Below are 17980 nucleotides of genomic sequence, written 5' to 3' on the forward strand. Positions count from 1 at the left end.
TTCCCTTTTGTAACTTTGCACTTATTCAGCACTAACTTACAAAACAGTTTATCTACCTTATAGATACAGCCGAAATAATCTTAGCGTACTCATATCTGTCGATGTACTGTCACTTTTACCGTTATTATTTCTTTTTATATGGTTAAAACGGTGCGTTGGGGGGTTAATTCAATCAATAATGAATAGTGATTAATTCTTTATTGATTGAGTCGTCCAGCTCCAACTTTATTGGCCGATAGAGATGGATTTTTCCCTTCAATTTGACATCTTTGCCAACTTTCAAAGTGGGCGTGTGGTTTTCAAACTGCGAACTAATAAACCCAGGTTTATTGAACACCAAGTCACCCGATATTTGAGCGGCCGGTTTAACAATGATATCCCCTGTTGAAGTTTCAACAGTCCCATTGATTTGACTTTGTTCTGATATAATAATTGTTCCATTGGTAATGATTACATCACCTGAAACTTCAACATTACTTAAAATTTCTATCTGACCATTTGTGACACTTAAGGCCCCGCCTTGGCTAAGTGCACCAATTTGAATATTCCCATTTGTTACATCAACGCGCTTATAAATGGTGTTTTTGCCAAGAGTTACATTGCCATTGGTTACTTCAAGTAAACCGACATGCTGGCCGTCCAACACGGTAATATTACCTGCAAAGAGATGCGCATCGGCACCTTGTCTGACGACTCGATCACCGACTGAGCAAGCTCCCAGACCAAACAAAGAGGTTACTAATACGGCCAGCTTAATTTTGTTTTTCAAAGTACACTCCACTAATATTTCCTCGCTACGCTAGTTTTTTCATTGCAATAGCGCAGTTTAAATTAGGTTCTTTACGATACATTTAACGATTGCCTGTTGCCTATTTGCACTATTGGTTTTCTCAATGCAATTAGATAAGTGAAAATTCACCGTTCGCTCAGACACGCCTAATATTTGGCTAATTTCCCAAGAAGTTTTACCCTCACATGCCCACATCAGGCAGTCTCTTTCACGTTTAGTGATGTTTATTTTATCCGTGCGGCAACGAATAGCTGCCTGCAGTAAATATGGAGATAAAATTGTCCAGAACCAATCAATTAGTTCAATACCTTTGTATTCTAAAAAATCTTTTGGGATATTGAATACCAACGCGCCAACAATGCCGTACACACCTCTCAATGGCAATACATATAATTGCTCTATATCAGAGCGCTCTGCTAGAAGAGATTCCAACGAGGTTAAGCGAAAACCATTTCTGCAATATTTATATATTTCTTCACTGTCAAGGTAACACTCAACATCAGCACCATACTTACCATAAAGGTGCTTTTGGTAAGTTGCGGTCGACATAGGTGCATAATCAATAAACGCTAAGCATTCATAACCTGAGCTCAATGCAATATCGCTCAGCGTGTTGGTCAATTCAATCCCTTGCTCTACGGCCTCAAACTTCGCGATCACCTCGTTTAAGACTGAACTGCTTTCAAAAGGACCATAAAAATCTATTTCATTTAGTTTTTTCATTGTTAACTCCATGCATCATGTATTTTAAAAACTGACACAAAGTAGCTTGTGTTCTAGAGCCATTTTGGATGTATAAAAAGCATTCGTCAAAACAACAAAAAATAAAAACAAAACATTAAAAACAACAACTTAACAATGAATATTATTATTAAGATGATCTACATATTGATTGATAATGACGAATATTATTCGTTTAATTAGCTCACTTTTTGCAGTATTAAATGAATAAATTCACAATCGCCTACGCTACCTGTAGTTGAGGGTTTGCTACATAACTTGAAGACAAGTTCTTAGTGATACAACTTACCTATAAAAGTTAACTAAAACTCTCTAACAAGGGTTGGCACTTGACTGAAAAGAGAGAGCTTGCGCTTTTTACAGCTTAATTACTCACTGACTTGGATAGTTCAAAGGACAGCATGTTGAATCATGATAGAGCGGCGAACAATGCTGTGATATCTAATGGTAACCTCGAAACTATTTCCAACTAACAAATGAACGAAATTACCCAACTAGAAAACAACCGCTTCGATTTAATTTGCTGTTTTAAAGCCGTATCAGTTCTATAGGTTCGCAAGTTAAACGGATTCAATTTAAAAAGCTGGGCTGGCAGATAGGTTATCTTTGAATGAACAAAATAGGGCACGTAATTTATAGCGCCGCTTTAGCTAGAAAACCTTAGGTATAGACGAGCGCTTTGAAATAACAAATATTTTTAACGTGCCATACTCGCAATCCAATAAAGATCATTTATCCAATATCAAAACCGCACTTATGCGGCAATAGCATGTTATTGCAAGTGTAAACGACACAGTGTGAGTAAAAAACTGTCGCTTATCCTAAGGTGAGGTTCAATAATTAACTACAGAGCGATTTGAATAGATAAACATCGATAGCAATCCGGAGATACTATAAAGCAGATTAGGGTTTTAAGTTTTTAGTGAAGAGGAATTAGTGAAGAGTGAGCCTTTATTGGACACTCTTCACGCATTCAGATTGGCTGTGATACATAGTCAATTGCTTTTGACTCAGCGAATACAGACGACTATAGTCTTGCGTCGCTAAAACGGAAGAAAGAAGGACTCTATCACCTTTGACTGAATCGATGTTAAATTGCCATTGCTCACCGTTTTGGGTGCAAGCCCATAGCTGCGAATTTGCTTTTATTTTTTTATCGTCAAATCCGTCTATATAGTACCAAGCATGCACTAAGTTAGATTTTACCTTATATAGCATTTCGCCAGCGTCAATTTTGCTTCCTGTGGATAGATCACTATTAGCATACTCAAGATAACCAGCCGAGCGTGACACTATCGTCTTCTCGACTTGTTCTGGCACCTTAATATAGGTCAATAATGCCTGCCCTTTCTTAACTTTACTTTCTTTTCTTAAACCATATTCATGAACCACAGTTCCAGGCTCCCTAGAGTAGTAATACTCTCGAACAGGCTTTTGCATCTGTAGTACTCCAACCAATGGATCAAGGCTTAACGATACTACAAGCAATGAATAAGCAATGCCCAACTGAATCTCCTTATAAAATTTTATTCTTGCTGCTCACTTTTAAATTAATCCAGAATCTTATCTAAAGAAGTAAATGTTTCAGTCTCTGATAAATTACCGCCCGCTATTTTTTTTGTTTGTTGAGCATTTAACGCTTGGTTGCCAGATAGTAATTTAACTTTCTTTGTTTTTAGCTTTAATTTTAGAGTAGATAACATAATGTATTTCCTTTGTTGTTTTGTATTGTTGTTTTGAGAACGATTAATACATTAAACAACTTTCGCCTTTTTATGTAATTATCAAACCTTACACATTCTGCCATAAGGTTTTGATAAAACATTGATTTATAAGCTTATTTATTTTATTTGATAAATATTATCTAAACCTTAGCTAAAAGACACCATTTTGCAGACATTTTTGAGCAACGAAGCAGTGAAAAAACCTCAAAATATATGTTTGGAGTGCACTATATTCTCTGTCAGTGTCCCGTACTCAGCGCGCAATCAGGTGACATTGGAGTGATTTTCTTAACGTTGGATAGATAATAGTTATGCCTACATGAGTTTAGATAGTGAGCCCTATCATCTATTGTCTGAAAGTATGGAGTGGCAGAAGCTTAACAATATGTCGGTGTGGGCTAGCAACAACCCAACAACCCAATGAGCCAATGAGCCAATGAGCCAATGAGCCAATGAGCCAATGAGCCAATGAGCCAATGAGCCAATGAATCAATGAATCAATGAGTCAAATAACCTTAGGTGAATAAAAAACAGCAGCGAATAGCTGCTATTGGAATGACATATTAACTTAAAGATGTGTCGTTACTTACTGACTTCTTCTTTTATCTTAATATCTAATAATTGATTTTCGTTGGTTTCAATTATATTCATCCAAATTGTTTCATCATGAGAAGCATAACTAATATCTCGGATCACATATTTGGACTCTTCAACCACATACACTTCTTCAGCCGAACCTTCAATATCAGGGTCAATACGATATATGCGTTTACCATCAGAGTGATAAATGTAACCGTTACCTACTGAGATAGAATGCCTATATATCGCTTTAGGTAAGTCAAATTCCTGTACCGTTTTACCAGAATTAATATCGTACAGCACTACTATATCGTTTGAGGATAATGAAATTAACCTTTTGGCATCGAGGCGGCCTATCCACAAAGAATTAAGAGCGGGAATGAATGTGTTCTTCTTAAATTTTAATGAGTACTTATAAGAATTGCTTTTAACCTTTTGCTCACCTAGAACAACATAGCCAATTTCATCATCGCTTAAGAACTCAGCGGATATAATGGCACCTTCAGCGGTTATCGTATCTAGTAAAGATAAGTCTGAATATTTATATATCTCAATTTTTCTACGATGATGAACCAATAACAAGTCACTCTGTTCATCGTAACGAATATTGCGGATATCCCCTGAAGGTATATCAAGTATGTCGCTCTTTCCGCTATTAGCAACCTTAGTAACAACTCGCCCACCACCATGTTCGGTTAACACCATATATCCTTGCTTGAACTTAATAGGATTTATACTATCCAGACTGAGCTGTATATCCGGATTCATCACCTTTTCATTTAGGTTCAAAGTATAAACATAAGAGATAAATGGATAGCTAACTATCAACATTTCATTTTTATCAATGAACTGAAAAATAGCATAATTTTGTGAGGTGTTTAACTGGTCTTTTTTAACTAATTTGCGTTGGCTTAAGCTATAGCCGTAAACAATATTTTTCTTGTTATCAAACCATAGAAGTAAGTCTGATTCAGCATCATAATTGACTGACCAGATTCTACTTTGAGACTCTAATAACTTAATCTGATCACCACCATCGGGATCGGTCATGTATAGCTCATTGGTGTCGTATTGGCGCCTTTCGAATATGACCACTTCTTTTTCAGGTATATATGTTAAGAATTGGTCTCCATAGGAGTTCAAGTTAGGAGAACTAATTTGAAATTCCTCGCCAGTTTTCAAATCACGACTTGTTAATACGGATAATTCGTCTCGATTTCGATAGCCAGATTTAGAGTAAATAATACGGTCTTTACTCACTCCGCTTCCTGTCACAAGGCCTCTCATACTGCAATCAAAGAGCGCCGTATTACCCTTGCTAAAATCAGCATTAATTTGCCAAATTTGACACGATTTATCTGTTTTTGCACGGTAATAAAGCACACTAGAGTCAGTTGACCAGCCTAACGGGTAATAATGAACACCTTCATCACCTAAACGGCGCTCATACCCACTATCTAGCTCTTTAACCACCAAAGAGTAATATTTAGTATCTTGAGGTGCGAAAGAAAAGGCGAGTAGTTTTTTATTATATGAAAGGCGCAATTGCGCATAGCGCCCAGGAACCCAAGATAGAACTTTCTCTTCGATATCCCTATTACTAATTTCTAAATCATCGTTTCGATAAGAGTAATTGCTAAATAAGGCGTAACATACAACCACCAATAGCACGATTGATAGTATCGTTAGTAATTTGCCGTTTCTAGCGTTGGGTTTTCTTCTTGGTTTTGATTTTTCTTCAATCGAAAGTTTTACAGGAGGAGCCTTGCTTTCTTCATCAGTTAATTCTTTATGGTAAATAATCTCTGGTTCAAGAAAAAAGCTATAGCCTTTGCGGTAGTGTGTTTTAACTACAATACCTTTTTGTTCATCAGATTTTAACGTTTTTCTTAGCTCTGACATTGCTCTATTTATGGCATTATCATCAACATATTTTTGGCACCAAACATCGTCAACCAGATCTTGACGAGTAATGATCTGTTCGTTATTGATGATAAAATAGCAAAGAAGTCTAAATAGAAGAGGTTCTAATTCTCGTTCCGTAGAGCCGTCATAAATACACTGCTTCTTTGGGTCCAACGTCCAAGCCCCAAATTTGACTTCCTTAACTTGCCGTGAAAACCTTACTTCATTCATTATGAGTAATTTAGTGCTCCAAGATACCATTCAGGATTGTACCGACTCATGCTCTAAACTCAATAAAAATATTCATGTAACAGCCATAAACACAAAGTGAAGGGCAACAAAACTGTTCAAAAACGATTACATTTTACACAAAAAAATGCAACTTAAAATGAAAACATTAATAATATTTCTTTGTTGTAACTATGAGAACGATCTCAGACTTTCTGATATACCAATATAACCTAATATCAATGGTTTGCTATTTTAAAATTAGAGATGTATGCGTTAGACATAAAAAAGCCCATGCAATGCACGGGCTTTTTAAACCAGATAGGTTTGTATTTATTTACGCAATTGGCGGATAACGCGCAACTGAGCGATTGCTTCGGCTAGCTGTACAGCAGCAGCGTGATGATCAAGCTCAGTTGCAGAGCTTGAAGCCATTTGCGCTTCAGCGTCACGTACAGCCTGCTCAGCAGCTTGCTCATCTAAGTCTTCACCGCGCATTGCTACGTCCGCAAGGACTGTAACAACGTTTGGTTGTACTTCAAGCGTACCACCTGCAACGTAGATGATCTCTTCTGAGCCATCTTTCGTTACAAAACGTACCATACCAGGTTTTAGGCCAGTCAATAGTGGGGCGTGGCCAGGGTGAATACCCAACTCACCTTCACTACCACTTACTTGGATAGCAGCTGCTTCGCCTGAGAATATGCTCTGCTCTGCACTTACTACGTCAAGTTGTACTGTCAATGCCATATCAACCCCCTAAATTACATGTTTTTAGCTTTATCAACTGCTTCGTCGATAGAACCAACCATGTAGAAAGCCTGCTCTGGCATATCATCGTAGTCACCGTTTAAGATGCCTTTGAAGCCTGAGATAGTGTCTTTCAATGAAACGTATTTACCAGGCGCACCTGTGAATACCTCAGCAACGAAGAACGGCTGAGATAGGAAACGCTGGATTTTACGTGCACGAGATACAACTTGCTTATCTTCATCAGAAAGCTCGTCCATACCTAGAATTGCGATGATGTCTTTCAATTCTTTATAACGCTGAAGAACTGTCTGAACACCGCGTGCAGTGTCATAGTGCTCTTGACCAATAACTTGTGGGTCAAGCTGACGAGATGTTGAATCTAGTGGGTCTACCGCAGGGTAGATACCAAGAGACGCGATATCACGTGAAAGTACTACTGTTGCATCTAAGTGCGCGAAAGTTGTAGCTGGTGATGGGTCAGTCAAGTCATCCGCAGGTACGTATACCGCTTGGATTGAAGTGATTGAACCAGTCTTAGTTGACGCGATACGCTCCTGAAGTACACCCATCTCTTCAGCTAGTGTAGGCTGGTAACCTACCGCTGATGGCATACGACCTAGAAGTGCTGATACTTCAGTACCCGCTAGCGTATAACGGTAGATGTTATCTACGAAGAAAAGTACGTCACGACCTTCGTCACGGAATTTTTCTGCCATAGTAAGACCAGTCAAAGCAACACGTAGACGGTTACCCGGTGGCTCGTTCATCTGACCGTATACAAGCGATACTTTATCAAGTACGTTTGAATCGTTCATTTCGTGATAGAAGTCATTACCCTCACGAGTACGCTCACCAACACCTGCGAATACTGAGTAGCCGCTGTGCTCGATTGCGATGTTACGGATAAGTTCCATCATGTTTACGGTTTTACCTACACCGGCACCACCGAATAATCCAACTTTACCACCTTTAGCAAACGGACATACAAGGTCGATTACCTTGATACCAGTTTCTAGTAGCTCAACTGAACTTGATTGATCTTCGTATGAAGGCGCAGCACGGTGGATAGACATACGCTCTTCTTCACCGATTGGACCTGCTTCATCAATAGGCTGACCTAATACGTCCATGATACGACCTAGGGTCTTAGTACCAACTGGAACCATGATTGGTCCGCCAGTGCCTTCTACTGCTGTACTACGACGTAAACCGTCAGTAGTACCTAGTGCGATAGCTCGTACCACACCGCCACCTAGCTGCTGTTGAACTTCTAAAGTCAAACCAGCTAAGTCGCCTTCTGTTACTTTTAGTGCGTCATATACGGCTGGCACGTTGTCTTGTGGGAACTCAATGTCCACAACGGCGCCGATAATTTGGACGACCTTACCTAAACTCATGTCTATTCCTCTCGTTAAACTTTGCCGAAGCGTTACACAGCTGCTGAGCCGCTTACAATCTCACTGATCTCTTGTGTGATTGCAGCCTGACGCGCTTTGTTGTATACAAGTTGCAGCTCATCCATTAGGTCGCCTGCGTTATCAGTTGCGGCTTTCATCGCAACCATACGGGCAGCCTGTTCAGAGGCAGCATTCTCAACTACACCTTGGTAAACTTGTGACTCTATAAAGCGTACCAGTAGCGTTTCTAAGATCGCTTCTGGGCTTGGCTCATATAAGTAGTCCCAAGCGTAGCTTGATACTTCTTCTTCAGCTTTTGGCAAAGGCAATAACTGATCGATTACGGGCTCTTGCTTCATGGTATTTACAAAGTTGTTGTATACCACGTACAAACGGTCAATTTTTCCTTCAGAAAATGCATCTAGCATTACTTTTACAGGACCAATTACGTCCTGAACTGAAGGGGTATCTCCTAACCCTGCTTTTTTAGCAAGTAGTTGACCACCAAAACGTTTAAAGAAACCAGCAGCTTTGCTGCCAATGGTTGCAAACTCTGCGTCTACACCCTTTTCTTTCCACGCTTTTACGTCTAATGCCACTTTTTTGAACTCATTTGAGTTCAAACCGCCACATAGACCACGGTCAGTAGAGATAACAATATAACCAACTCGTTTCACGTCACGTTCTGCTAAGAACGGATGACGGAAATCAAGGCTAGCTTGAGCAACACGACCGATCACTTTGCGTAAGTTCTCAGCGTATGGACGGCTTGCAGCCACACGGTCTTGCGCCTTCTTCATTTTTGAAGCGGCAACCATTTCCATTGCACTGGTGATCTTTTGAGTATTCTTGATACTCCCGATCTTGCTTTTAATCTCTTTTCCGCTGGCCATGACTCTCTCTCCGAATCAAGGTGAGTGTTAGCGATAACCCTCACCAAGCATAACTAAATTACCAAGTTTGCGTTGCTTTGAACTTCTCTAGAAGTTCTTTAAGCTGCGCTTCAATCTCAGCGTTGTAGTTACCTGTTTCATTGATTTGAGCCATTAGCTCTGCGTATGTGCTGTTTGCATAACTGATAAGTGCCGCTTCAAAGTCACCGATCTTGTTGATTTCGATGTCTTTTAGGTAGCCTTTTTCAGCTGCAAATAACGACAGAGACATTTCAGCAACAGACATTGGAGCGTACTGTTTCTGCTTCATTAGCTCAGTTACGCGCTCACCGTGCTCAAGTTGTGCACGAGTTGCATCGTCAAGGTCAGAAGCGAACTGAGAGAACGCCGCTAGTTCACGGTATTGAGCTAGCGCTAGACGGATACCACCACCTAGTTTCTTAACGATTTTAGTTTGCGCAGCACCACCTACACGAGATACCGAGATACCAGCGTTAACCGCTGGACGGATACCTGCGTTGAATAAGTCAGTTTCTAAGAAGATCTGACCATCGGTGATTGAGATAACGTTGGTAGGTACGAATGCAGAAACGTCACCACCTTGAGTTTCAATGATTGGCAATGCCGTCAATGAACCTGTTTTACCTTTCACTTCACCATTAGTGAACTTCTCAACGTAATCAGCGTTAACACGTGATGCACGCTCTAGAAGACGTGAGTGAAGGTAGAATACGTCACCTGGGTATGCTTCACGACCTGGTGGACGCTTAAGTAGCAATGAGATTTGACGATAAGCAACAGCTTGCTTAGACAAATCATCATATACGATTAACGCATCTTCACCGCGGTCACGGAAGTATTCACCCATAGTACAACCAGCAAACGGCGCTAGGAATTGTAGCGCAGCTGATTCAGAAGCAGATGCAACAACAACGATAGTGTTTTCAAGTGCACCGTGCTCTTCAAGTTTGCGTACTACGTTAGCAATAGTAGATGCTTTTTGACCAATCGCTACGTACACACACTTTACGCCTGTGCCTTTTTGATTGATGATTGCATCGATTGCTAGTGCAGTTTTACCAGTCTGACGGTCACCGATGACAAGCTCACGCTGACCACGACCAACAGGGATCATCGCGTCGATAGACTTATAACCAGTTTGTACTGGTTCATCTACAGATTGACGCTCGATTACGCCTGGTGCGATTTTTTCAACTGGTTCGAAACCGTCGTTATCTAGTGCACCTTTACCATCGATAGGCTGACCTAGTGTGTTAACAACACGACCAAGTAGACCACGACCAACAGGTACTTCTAAGATACGACCAGTTGCTTGTACTTTTACGCCTTCTTTAAGGTCTGCGTAAGGACCCATTACTACTGCACCTACTGAGTCACGCTCAAGGTTTAGTGCGATAGCATAACGGTTGCCAGGAAGCTCAATCATCTCACCCTGCATACAGTCTGCAAGACCGTGGATGCGGATGATACCGTCAGTAACAGATACGATAGTACCTTCGTTACGAGCTTCACTTACAACTTCAAACTGTTCAATACGTTGCTTGATCAGCGCAGAAATTTCTGTGGAATTAAGTTGCATGCTCTTTTTCCCAATTACGATTGTAGTGTAGTAGCTAAACGGTTTAATTTACCGCGAACTGAGCCGTCGATGACTGTGTCACCAGCCTTGATAACAAGACCACCAACTGTGCTTTCATCAACACTACAATTTAGCTTAACTTTGCGTGCGAAACGTTTTTCAAGTGCCGCTACTAGATTTGTTTGCTGTTCTTCAGCCAATTCAGTTGCAGAAATCACATCTACGTCGATTTCTTTATCGTATTCTGCTTTAAATTCAGCATACAAAGTTGCAACTGCTGGAAGTGCAATCAAACGACCATTTTCAGCCATAACCTTTATTAGGTTGGTAAATTGGTCGTTAATTTGCTCTGCACAAATTTTAGTAAAAATTTCTACTTGCTTTTCTGCAGATGCGCTACCGGCTAGGAAACCTTTAATTTGCTCGTTGTTTGCTACTTCAGCAGCAAAAACAAGCATTTCGTTCCAAGCGTCAATCGCGCTTTTTTCAACAGCAAACTCAAAAGCTGCTTTTGCGTAAGGACGAGCGATAGTAGCCAATTCAGACATGCTCACACCTCCTTATTACAGCTCAGCGACAAGTTTTTCAACGATGTCACTGTGCGCAGCTTGATTGATTTCACGTTCTAAAATCTTCTCAGCGCCAGCCATTGCCAGAATAGCAACTTGCTTACGCAAGTCTTCTGTCACACGGTTACGCTCAGCGTCGATTTCAGAATGCCCTTGAGCAATGATTTTCTCACGCTCTTGCTGACCACGCGTGGTTTCTTCATCTACGATAAGCGCAGCACGCTTTTTCGCTTGTTCGATGATGTCCGCCGCTTGAGACTTCGCTTCTTTAAGCTGTTCAGCAGCTTCAAGACGTACGCGCTCAAGTTCTTTTTCTGCTTCATCAGAAGCAGCTAGGCCGTCTTCAATTTTCTTTTGGCGAGCTTCAATCGCACCGTTTAGCGGTGGCCATACATACTTCATGCAGAACCATACGAAAACGATAAACGCGATTAATTCACCTAGTAGAGTGGCGTTTAAGTTCACAACCGCTCCTCCTCAAGTTAGTTGTTCGATAAACAAATTGGCTTAAAAAACCAGTAATTACATTACGAACAACAATACCATTGCGATACCAACACCGATCATCGCGATCGCATCGATAAGACCAGCAACGATGAACATTTTAACTTGAAGTTGAGGCGCAAGCTCAGGTTGACGAGCAGCTGACTCTAGGAATTTACCACCAAGAGTACCGAAACCAATTGCAGTACCTAACGCACCTAAACCAATTAGAAGTGCTACAGCGATATATTTAAGACCTAGTACGATTTCCATTTTTGTCTCCGATTATTTAAAAATTAAAAGTTAATGAATTTGGTGTTTAATGTTTATTAGTGATCCGACGTTGCCATACTTAAATAAACAACGGTCAACATCATAAATACAAATGCTTGCAATACGATAACTAGGATGTGGAATACCGCCCAGATAAAGTGCAATGGTAACTGGAACAAGCCAATCGATGCGATGATGATAAAAATCAATTCACCCGCAAATAAGTTACCGTGTAGACGCAGCGCCAACGAGATAGGGCGAGCAATCAGTGTAATAAATTCCATCACGAAGTTAACAGGGATAAGTAACGCCTGAACAACAGGGTTCTTAGCCGTGAACGGGTGTAGTGTTAGCTCTTTTACAAAGCCCATCACCCCTTTAGTACGGATGGTATAGAAGATAATGAGTGCGAATACACCCAGTGACAACGCAAACGTTAGGTTAACGTCTGTAGTCGGTACCACTTTCATGTAAACGTCATGTGGATCCATGCCCATCGTTGCCGCACCGATTTGCCCTGCAGCAAATGGTAGGAAGTCAACTGGGATCAAATCCATCAAGTTCATCAGAAATACCCAAACAAAAATAGTCAGGGCTAGAGGAGCAATCAATTTACTCTTACCATGAAAAGTATCTCTCACGTTAGAGTCAACGAATTCAACGATCATTTCTACGAAGCATTGCATTTTACCTGGTACGCCAGTGCTTGCTTTATTAGCAGCACTTTTGAAAATCCAGATAAAAACAAGACCTAATAGAATTGACCAAGCCAAAGTATCTACATGCCAAGTCCAGAAACCAGCCTCACTACATGCCTTGTTAAATGCTAGACCTTGCTCGGTCGAACACATTTTGGCATTCGTAAGGTGGTGCTGAATATAGCCTTGTAAGCTTTGTTCTGCAGCCATTGTTTTTCCTAAAAGTTAATGATTAAAAAAAATCGATGTAAACCAATGCACTATGGTCACTAAGACAAAACTGACTATCAACCATGAAGGTGTCAAAACCAGGACTTTAAATGCCACTAAAAACAGTGCAGTAGTTAACAAAAATTTTAACCCAGCGCCTCGCTTAAACGATTGATGCACTTGGTTTGCCTTGCTAGCGCCCATATAACGAAAGGCGTAAATGGCAAATACTAAATTGGGAAGCACGGCTATCACTCCACCGGCTAGTGCCGACTGAGCTGCCAAAGCTCCCCAACATATAAAAACGATAACTGCGATGACTAATGCCACGGCCCCCTGAAAAAAAACACCTTTTAATGCGGCACGCCGATATGGGCTTGCTAACGATTGAGTCACTTTTAGTTAACCTTTAGTGGCGTAAAATTTAATCAGGGTATTAAAACTGGCGAAATTATACTTATATTTGGTGATTTTGCAACTTGATGAGACAAAATGTGGCGCTTTTTCACCGCCACATTTGTAGATTATTCGCACTTTAGGAAGGTTGCTGCATATCAGATTGAATGCGTCCCAGTATTCCGTCTAATTCATCTAAATTGGCATATGAAATAACCAATTTACCTTTTCCTTTCTGGTTATAATTTATCTCTACTTTAGCGCCTAAATTTTCGGCTAATTGTTGTTCTAACAATTTGACATCTGGATCTTTTTCTTTTGCCTGTTTTTTCTCCGCAGGCTCTAAAATAGAACGTACCAGCTTCTCAGTTTCACGTACCGTGAGCGCCTTAGCGACTGCTGTTCTGGCCGCCTCAGATTGTTGCTCATCACTGAGTGCCAATAGGCAGCGGGCATGACCCATTTCAATATCGCCATGCTCCAACAAAATTTTAACATCATCGTTTAGATTATTGAGTCTAAGTAAATTAGTGACTGTCGTGCGCGATTTGCCAACCGCATCAGCGACTTGCTGATGTGTTAGCTCAAACTCGTGTAACAATCTGTCCAGTGCAACGGCTTCTTCCATCGCATTAAGATCTTCGCGTTGAATATTCTCAATTAAAGCAATTGCCACCGCAGCTTCATCAGGGACATCTTTTAAAATACAGGGGACAACATCTAACTCAGCAATTTGCGCTGCACGCCAACGACGCTCACCGGCAATGATCTCAAATTGTTTATCCGCAACGGGACGCACCACGATTGGTTGTAATACCCCTTGCGCTCGAATAGAGCTCGCTAGTTCTTCTAGCGCCTGTTCAGACATATCTTTACGCGGCTGATACTTACCTGGATGTAAAAACTCAATGGGGATGCGCTTTAGCTCACCATCTAGTGTTAATTCACTCGACGAACTTGATGCTTGCTGGGAACGTTCAACCTCTGCAGGTTCAGCGCTGGGCGCTGGCTTCGACGAACTCAGTAAGGCATCCAAGCCTCGGCCTAAACCGCGTTTTTTTACCGACATGTTGTTATTATCCTCTTAGGCAACCGCTGCGGATTGTTTTTCTTTACGACGTAACATTTCGCCTGCCAAAGCTAAATAAGCTTTTGCACCACTTGATGCCCGGTCATAATACATCGCTGGCGCACCAAAACTTGGCGCCTCAGCTAAACGTACATTTCGTGGGATCACGGTGCGGTATACTTTATCACCAAAGTGTTGTTTAAGCTGCTCTGATACATCATTAGCGAGACGATTACGCGGATCATACATGGTCCGTAAAATCCCCTCAATTTGTAATTCAGGGTTAACCAACTTAGCCAACTGTGTAATGGTATCCATCAACGCCGTCAAACCTTCAAGTGCATAATATTCACATTGCATAGGCACTAAAATTGAATCAGCAGCAGCCATGGCGTTAACGGTGAGCATATTCAATGAAGGCGGACAGTCTATAAAAATAAACTCGTATTTGTCTTGTATTGCATCCAGAGCATTACGCAAGCGTACTTCACGGGCAAACAACTCCATCAATTTTACTTCAGCAGCAGTGACATCACCATTTGCAGCGATAAGATGGTATTCACCAGATGTTTCTTTGCAGATCACTTCGTCAATTGCCTGCTCTTCAATGAGCAAGTCATAGATGGTGGCTACGTCGCCATATTTGTCGACACCGCTGCCCATGGTTGCATTACCTTGCGGGTCTAAATCTATTAATAAAACCTTGCGCTTAGTTGCCGCCATAGACGCTGCTAAGTTTACAGCCGTGGTGGTTTTGCCAACGCCACCTTTTTGGTTTGCAATTGCAATGACTTTTGCCACGTTGCCCTCGAATACTAATCTTTAGAAAGAATAATTAAATGTCGCTCTGCATCCAACTTTGGCACGTTAAGATGAATATCTTGCTGCAATTTTACCCCGGCAGGTAACTGTTCAAGCTCTTGTGCTGGGAACTGCCCTTTAAGTGCCAAAAAATGTCCAGATTGGTCTATTAAGTGTCCGCACCAATCAACCATATCTTGCAAAGATGCAAAAGCACGGCTGAGTACACCATCTAATTTAACACTTGGCTGATATTCTTCAACACGAGACTGCACAGGAGTCACATTATCTAGCCCAAGCGCATGTTTTACCTGCATTAAAAAACGAACTCGTTTACCTAAGCTATCAAGTAGTACAAATTGTGTATCTGGCAGGGCAATCGCCAACACAATACCAGGTAACCCAGGTCCTGTGCCGACATCAATATAATGTTTACCAGTTAAATGAGGTGCTACCACTAAAGAATCCATGATGTGTTTTACCATCATCTCTTTTGGATCGCGAACAGAGGTTAAATTGTAGGCTTTATTCCATTTATCTAATAACTCAACATATTGCACTAATTGTGCTTGTTGATGTTCACTTAGCGCAAGTTCCGTTTGCGCTAACAAAGAAGTCAGTTGTTGCTGTAACACAGTATTCCTATGCAACTACGCAGACTTGCGCAGTAGCCCTTGCTTTTTCAGATACACTAATAATAGCGAAATAGCGGCTGGGGTGATACCAGAAATACGCGAAGCCTGACCAATGGTTTGCGGACGAGCATCACTTAGCTTCGCCACCACTTCATTTGATAGTCCGCTAACCAAAGAATAATCATAATCTTCAGGTAGTACTGTTTCTTCATGACGAAGCTGCTTATTGATCTCATCTTGTTGACGAGCAATATAACCTGCGTATTTAGTTTGAATCTCTACTTGTTCAAGAGCTTGAATATTATCAGAGTCAGATCCCAATCCCTCAATTTTCATCAGTTCGTGATAAGACACTTCAGGGCGGCGGATCAGATCTTCTAAGCTCGCCTCTCGGATCAAAGGGGTTTTCAATAATGCATTTACCTGTGTAAGTGCAGGATGATCTTTGTGGATCCACGTTGACTTAAGGCGTTGCGATTCTTGCTCCATGACTTCGAGTTTATGATTAAATGCAGCCCAACGTTCATCATCTACTAAGCCCAACTCTCGGCCTTTTTCGGTTAAACGTAAATCAGCATTATCTTCACGTAATAACAAGCGGTATTCAGCACGACTCGTAAACATACGATAAGGTTCTTTAGTGCCTAATGTCGCTAGGTCATCAATCAATACGCCTGCGTAAGCTTGATCACGACGTGGTGTCCAAGCTTCTTTACCTTGTACTTGAAGCGCGGCATTCATACCAGCTATTAAGCCTTGCGCCCCCGCTTCTTCATAACCTGTTGTGCCATTGATTTGGCCAGCAAAGAATAATCCGCTAATAAATTTGGTTTCTAAAGACTGCTTTAAATCACGAGGGTCAAAGAAATCATATTCAATTGCATATCCTGGGCGACAAATATGGGCATTTTCAAAACCTTTAATTGATCGTACTATCTGAAGTTGCACATCAAACGGTAAACTTGTTGAGATACCATTTGGATATAACTCGTAAGAGGTCAATCCTTCTGGCTCAACAAAAATCTGATGTTTTTCTTTATCGGCAAAACGCACGATTTTGTCTTCAATAGATGGGCAATAGCGTGGCCCAATACCTTCAATTACACCAGCATACATGGGAGAGCGATGTAAGTTTTCACGAATTACATCATGGGTATGTTCATTGGTATACGTGATATAACATGGTATCTGCTTTGGATGATCAGATTGTTTACCCATAAACGAGAATACCGGTGTAGGCGTATCACCAGGCTGCTCCTGCATCACAGAAAAATCCACTGTTCGGGCATCAATACGCGGAGGTGTTCCTGTTTTTAAGCGATCAACTCTAAAAGGTAACTCACGCAATCTTTGCGCAAGCGCTACTGAAGGTGGATCACCTGCACGACCGCCTTTGTAGTTTTCCATACCTATATGGATTTGACCACCAAGGAAAGTACCCACAGTTAACACTACAGAATGAGCGCTAAAGCGAAGTCCCATTTGTGTAACAACGCCTTTAACTTGGTCTTGTTCAACAATAAGATCGTCGCACGATTGTTGGAAGATCTTTAAGTTTTCTTGCTTTTGCAGGATATCTTGGATTGCTGCTTTGTACAAAGCACGATCTGCTTGAGCACGTGTTGCTCTTACTGCTGGGCCTTTTGAAGAATTTAAGGTTCTAAATTGAATGCCGCCCTTATCGATAGCCTTAGCCATCGCGCCGCCTAGCGCATCGATCTCTTTAACCAAATGACCTTTACCGATCCCACCTATTGCAGGATTACATGACATCTGACCTAAAGTATCCATATTATGGGTCAACAAGAGGGTATTCATGCCCATACGGGCTGAAGCTAGTGCTGCCTCTGTACCTGCATGTCCACCACCTACTACGATTACGTCAAAATGTTCATGATAAATCATTTACGGGATCCTACTTAAAAACAACCAGCAAATTCTGAAAGGGAGCGTATTCTACCTAGAAATGCTCAGAAGTGAAATGTTTAAATATTGACCAACATATAAAAAGGTTAACTTGATCACTAATTATATATAAGGATCTTTTTAAAGATCTTTTATTAGATCTTACTACTAGTGATCGCCTTTTCTGTGGGTAAGGCTATATATTACATATAAAACAATAGATTATACCAGATCAATAGATGTGAATTAGATCGGATCTAAGGGCGCACAAGCTCTGATCAAAGTGCTGTTTTATACACAGGGCAAGATCCGGTTAAACTTATCCCATGGA

The 17980-nt window shown here is 41.1% G+C and carries 18 protein-coding genes; all 18 read right to left on the reverse strand.

The window, feature by feature from the left end; genetic code table 11:
• Positions 1-172 precede the first annotated feature (172 nt).
• The 18 genes from HG263_RS12385 to mnmG all read right to left on the reverse strand — a co-directional run bounded on the left by HG263_RS12385 (position 173) and on the right by mnmG (position 17649).
• Positions 173-769, reverse strand: a complete 597-nt coding sequence (locus HG263_RS12385; RefSeq protein WP_171626389.1) for a DUF4097 family beta strand repeat-containing protein — start codon at positions 767-769, stop codon at positions 173-175.
• A 57-nt stretch (positions 770-826) separates the two neighbouring features.
• The gene (locus HG263_RS22585) at positions 827-1513 is read right to left on the reverse strand and encodes a helix-turn-helix transcriptional regulator (RefSeq protein WP_281358264.1); all 687 of its coding nucleotides are present in this window, start codon (positions 1511-1513) and stop codon (positions 827-829) included.
• Between the two features lie 969 nt (positions 1514-2482).
• Positions 2483-2971, reverse strand: a complete 489-nt coding sequence (locus HG263_RS12395; RefSeq protein ID WP_171626391.1) for a hypothetical protein — start codon at positions 2969-2971, stop codon at positions 2483-2485.
• Positions 2972-3081: 110 nt separating this feature from the next.
• On the reverse strand, positions 3082-3234 hold the full coding sequence (locus HG263_RS12400; RefSeq protein WP_171626392.1) for a hypothetical protein: 153 nt from the start codon (positions 3232-3234) through the stop codon (positions 3082-3084).
• 603 nt (positions 3235-3837) lie between these two features.
• Positions 3838-5970 carry a winged helix-turn-helix domain-containing protein gene (locus HG263_RS12405; RefSeq protein ID WP_171626393.1) on the reverse strand — a complete coding sequence of 711 codons (2133 nt, stop codon included), beginning with the start codon at positions 5968-5970 and terminating at the stop codon, positions 3838-3840.
• A gap of 330 nt (positions 5971-6300) precedes the next feature.
• Complete coding sequence (locus HG263_RS12410; RefSeq protein ID WP_171626394.1) at positions 6301-6717, reverse strand: F0F1 ATP synthase subunit epsilon; 417 nt, start codon at positions 6715-6717, stop codon at positions 6301-6303.
• 14 nt (positions 6718-6731) lie between these two features.
• Positions 6732-8117, reverse strand: a complete 1386-nt coding sequence (gene atpD, locus HG263_RS12415; protein WP_171626395.1) for a F0F1 ATP synthase subunit beta — start codon at positions 8115-8117, stop codon at positions 6732-6734.
• A gap of 32 nt (positions 8118-8149) precedes the next feature.
• Positions 8150-9010, reverse strand: coding sequence for a F0F1 ATP synthase subunit gamma (atpG, locus tag HG263_RS12420; RefSeq protein WP_171626396.1), 861 nt, complete (start codon positions 9008-9010; stop codon positions 8150-8152).
• Between the two features lie 58 nt (positions 9011-9068).
• Entirely contained in the window at positions 9069-10610 is a 1542-nt protein-coding gene (gene atpA, locus HG263_RS12425) for a F0F1 ATP synthase subunit alpha (RefSeq protein WP_171626397.1), read from the reverse strand.
• A gap of 14 nt (positions 10611-10624) precedes the next feature.
• On the reverse strand, positions 10625-11158 hold the full coding sequence (gene atpH, locus HG263_RS12430; RefSeq protein ID WP_171626398.1) for a F0F1 ATP synthase subunit delta: 534 nt from the start codon (positions 11156-11158) through the stop codon (positions 10625-10627).
• Positions 11159-11173: 15 nt separating this feature from the next.
• Positions 11174-11644, reverse strand: coding sequence for a F0F1 ATP synthase subunit B (atpF, locus tag HG263_RS12435; protein ID WP_171626399.1), 471 nt, complete (start codon positions 11642-11644; stop codon positions 11174-11176).
• Between the two features lie 57 nt (positions 11645-11701).
• Positions 11702-11935 carry a F0F1 ATP synthase subunit C gene (atpE, locus tag HG263_RS12440; protein ID WP_070988097.1) on the reverse strand — a complete coding sequence of 78 codons (234 nt, stop codon included), beginning with the start codon at positions 11933-11935 and terminating at the stop codon, positions 11702-11704.
• A gap of 56 nt (positions 11936-11991) precedes the next feature.
• Entirely contained in the window at positions 11992-12843 is an 852-nt protein-coding gene (gene atpB / locus HG263_RS12445) for a F0F1 ATP synthase subunit A (protein WP_171626400.1), read from the reverse strand.
• A 15-nt stretch (positions 12844-12858) separates the two neighbouring features.
• Positions 12859-13239, reverse strand: coding sequence for an ATP synthase subunit I (locus HG263_RS12450; protein ID WP_171626401.1), 381 nt, complete (start codon positions 13237-13239; stop codon positions 12859-12861).
• Positions 13240-13378: 139 nt separating this feature from the next.
• The gene (locus tag HG263_RS12455) at positions 13379-14308 is read right to left on the reverse strand and encodes a ParB/RepB/Spo0J family partition protein (RefSeq protein WP_171626402.1); all 930 of its coding nucleotides are present in this window, start codon (positions 14306-14308) and stop codon (positions 13379-13381) included.
• A gap of 15 nt (positions 14309-14323) precedes the next feature.
• On the reverse strand, positions 14324-15109 hold the full coding sequence (locus tag HG263_RS12460) for an AAA family ATPase (RefSeq protein WP_171626403.1): 786 nt from the start codon (positions 15107-15109) through the stop codon (positions 14324-14326).
• 14 nt (positions 15110-15123) lie between these two features.
• Complete coding sequence (gene rsmG, locus HG263_RS12465; protein ID WP_171626404.1) at positions 15124-15744, reverse strand: 16S rRNA (guanine(527)-N(7))-methyltransferase RsmG; 621 nt, start codon at positions 15742-15744, stop codon at positions 15124-15126.
• A 15-nt stretch (positions 15745-15759) separates the two neighbouring features.
• Entirely contained in the window at positions 15760-17649 is a 1890-nt protein-coding gene (gene mnmG, locus HG263_RS12470; RefSeq protein ID WP_171626405.1) for a tRNA uridine-5-carboxymethylaminomethyl(34) synthesis enzyme MnmG, read from the reverse strand.
• Positions 17650-17980 lie beyond the last annotated feature (331 nt).

Origin of the sequence: Pseudoalteromonas caenipelagi (genome assembly GCF_013140855.1) — a bacterium.
In the GTDB taxonomy this organism is placed as follows: Bacteria; Pseudomonadota; Gammaproteobacteria; order Enterobacterales; family Alteromonadaceae; genus Pseudoalteromonas; species Pseudoalteromonas caenipelagi.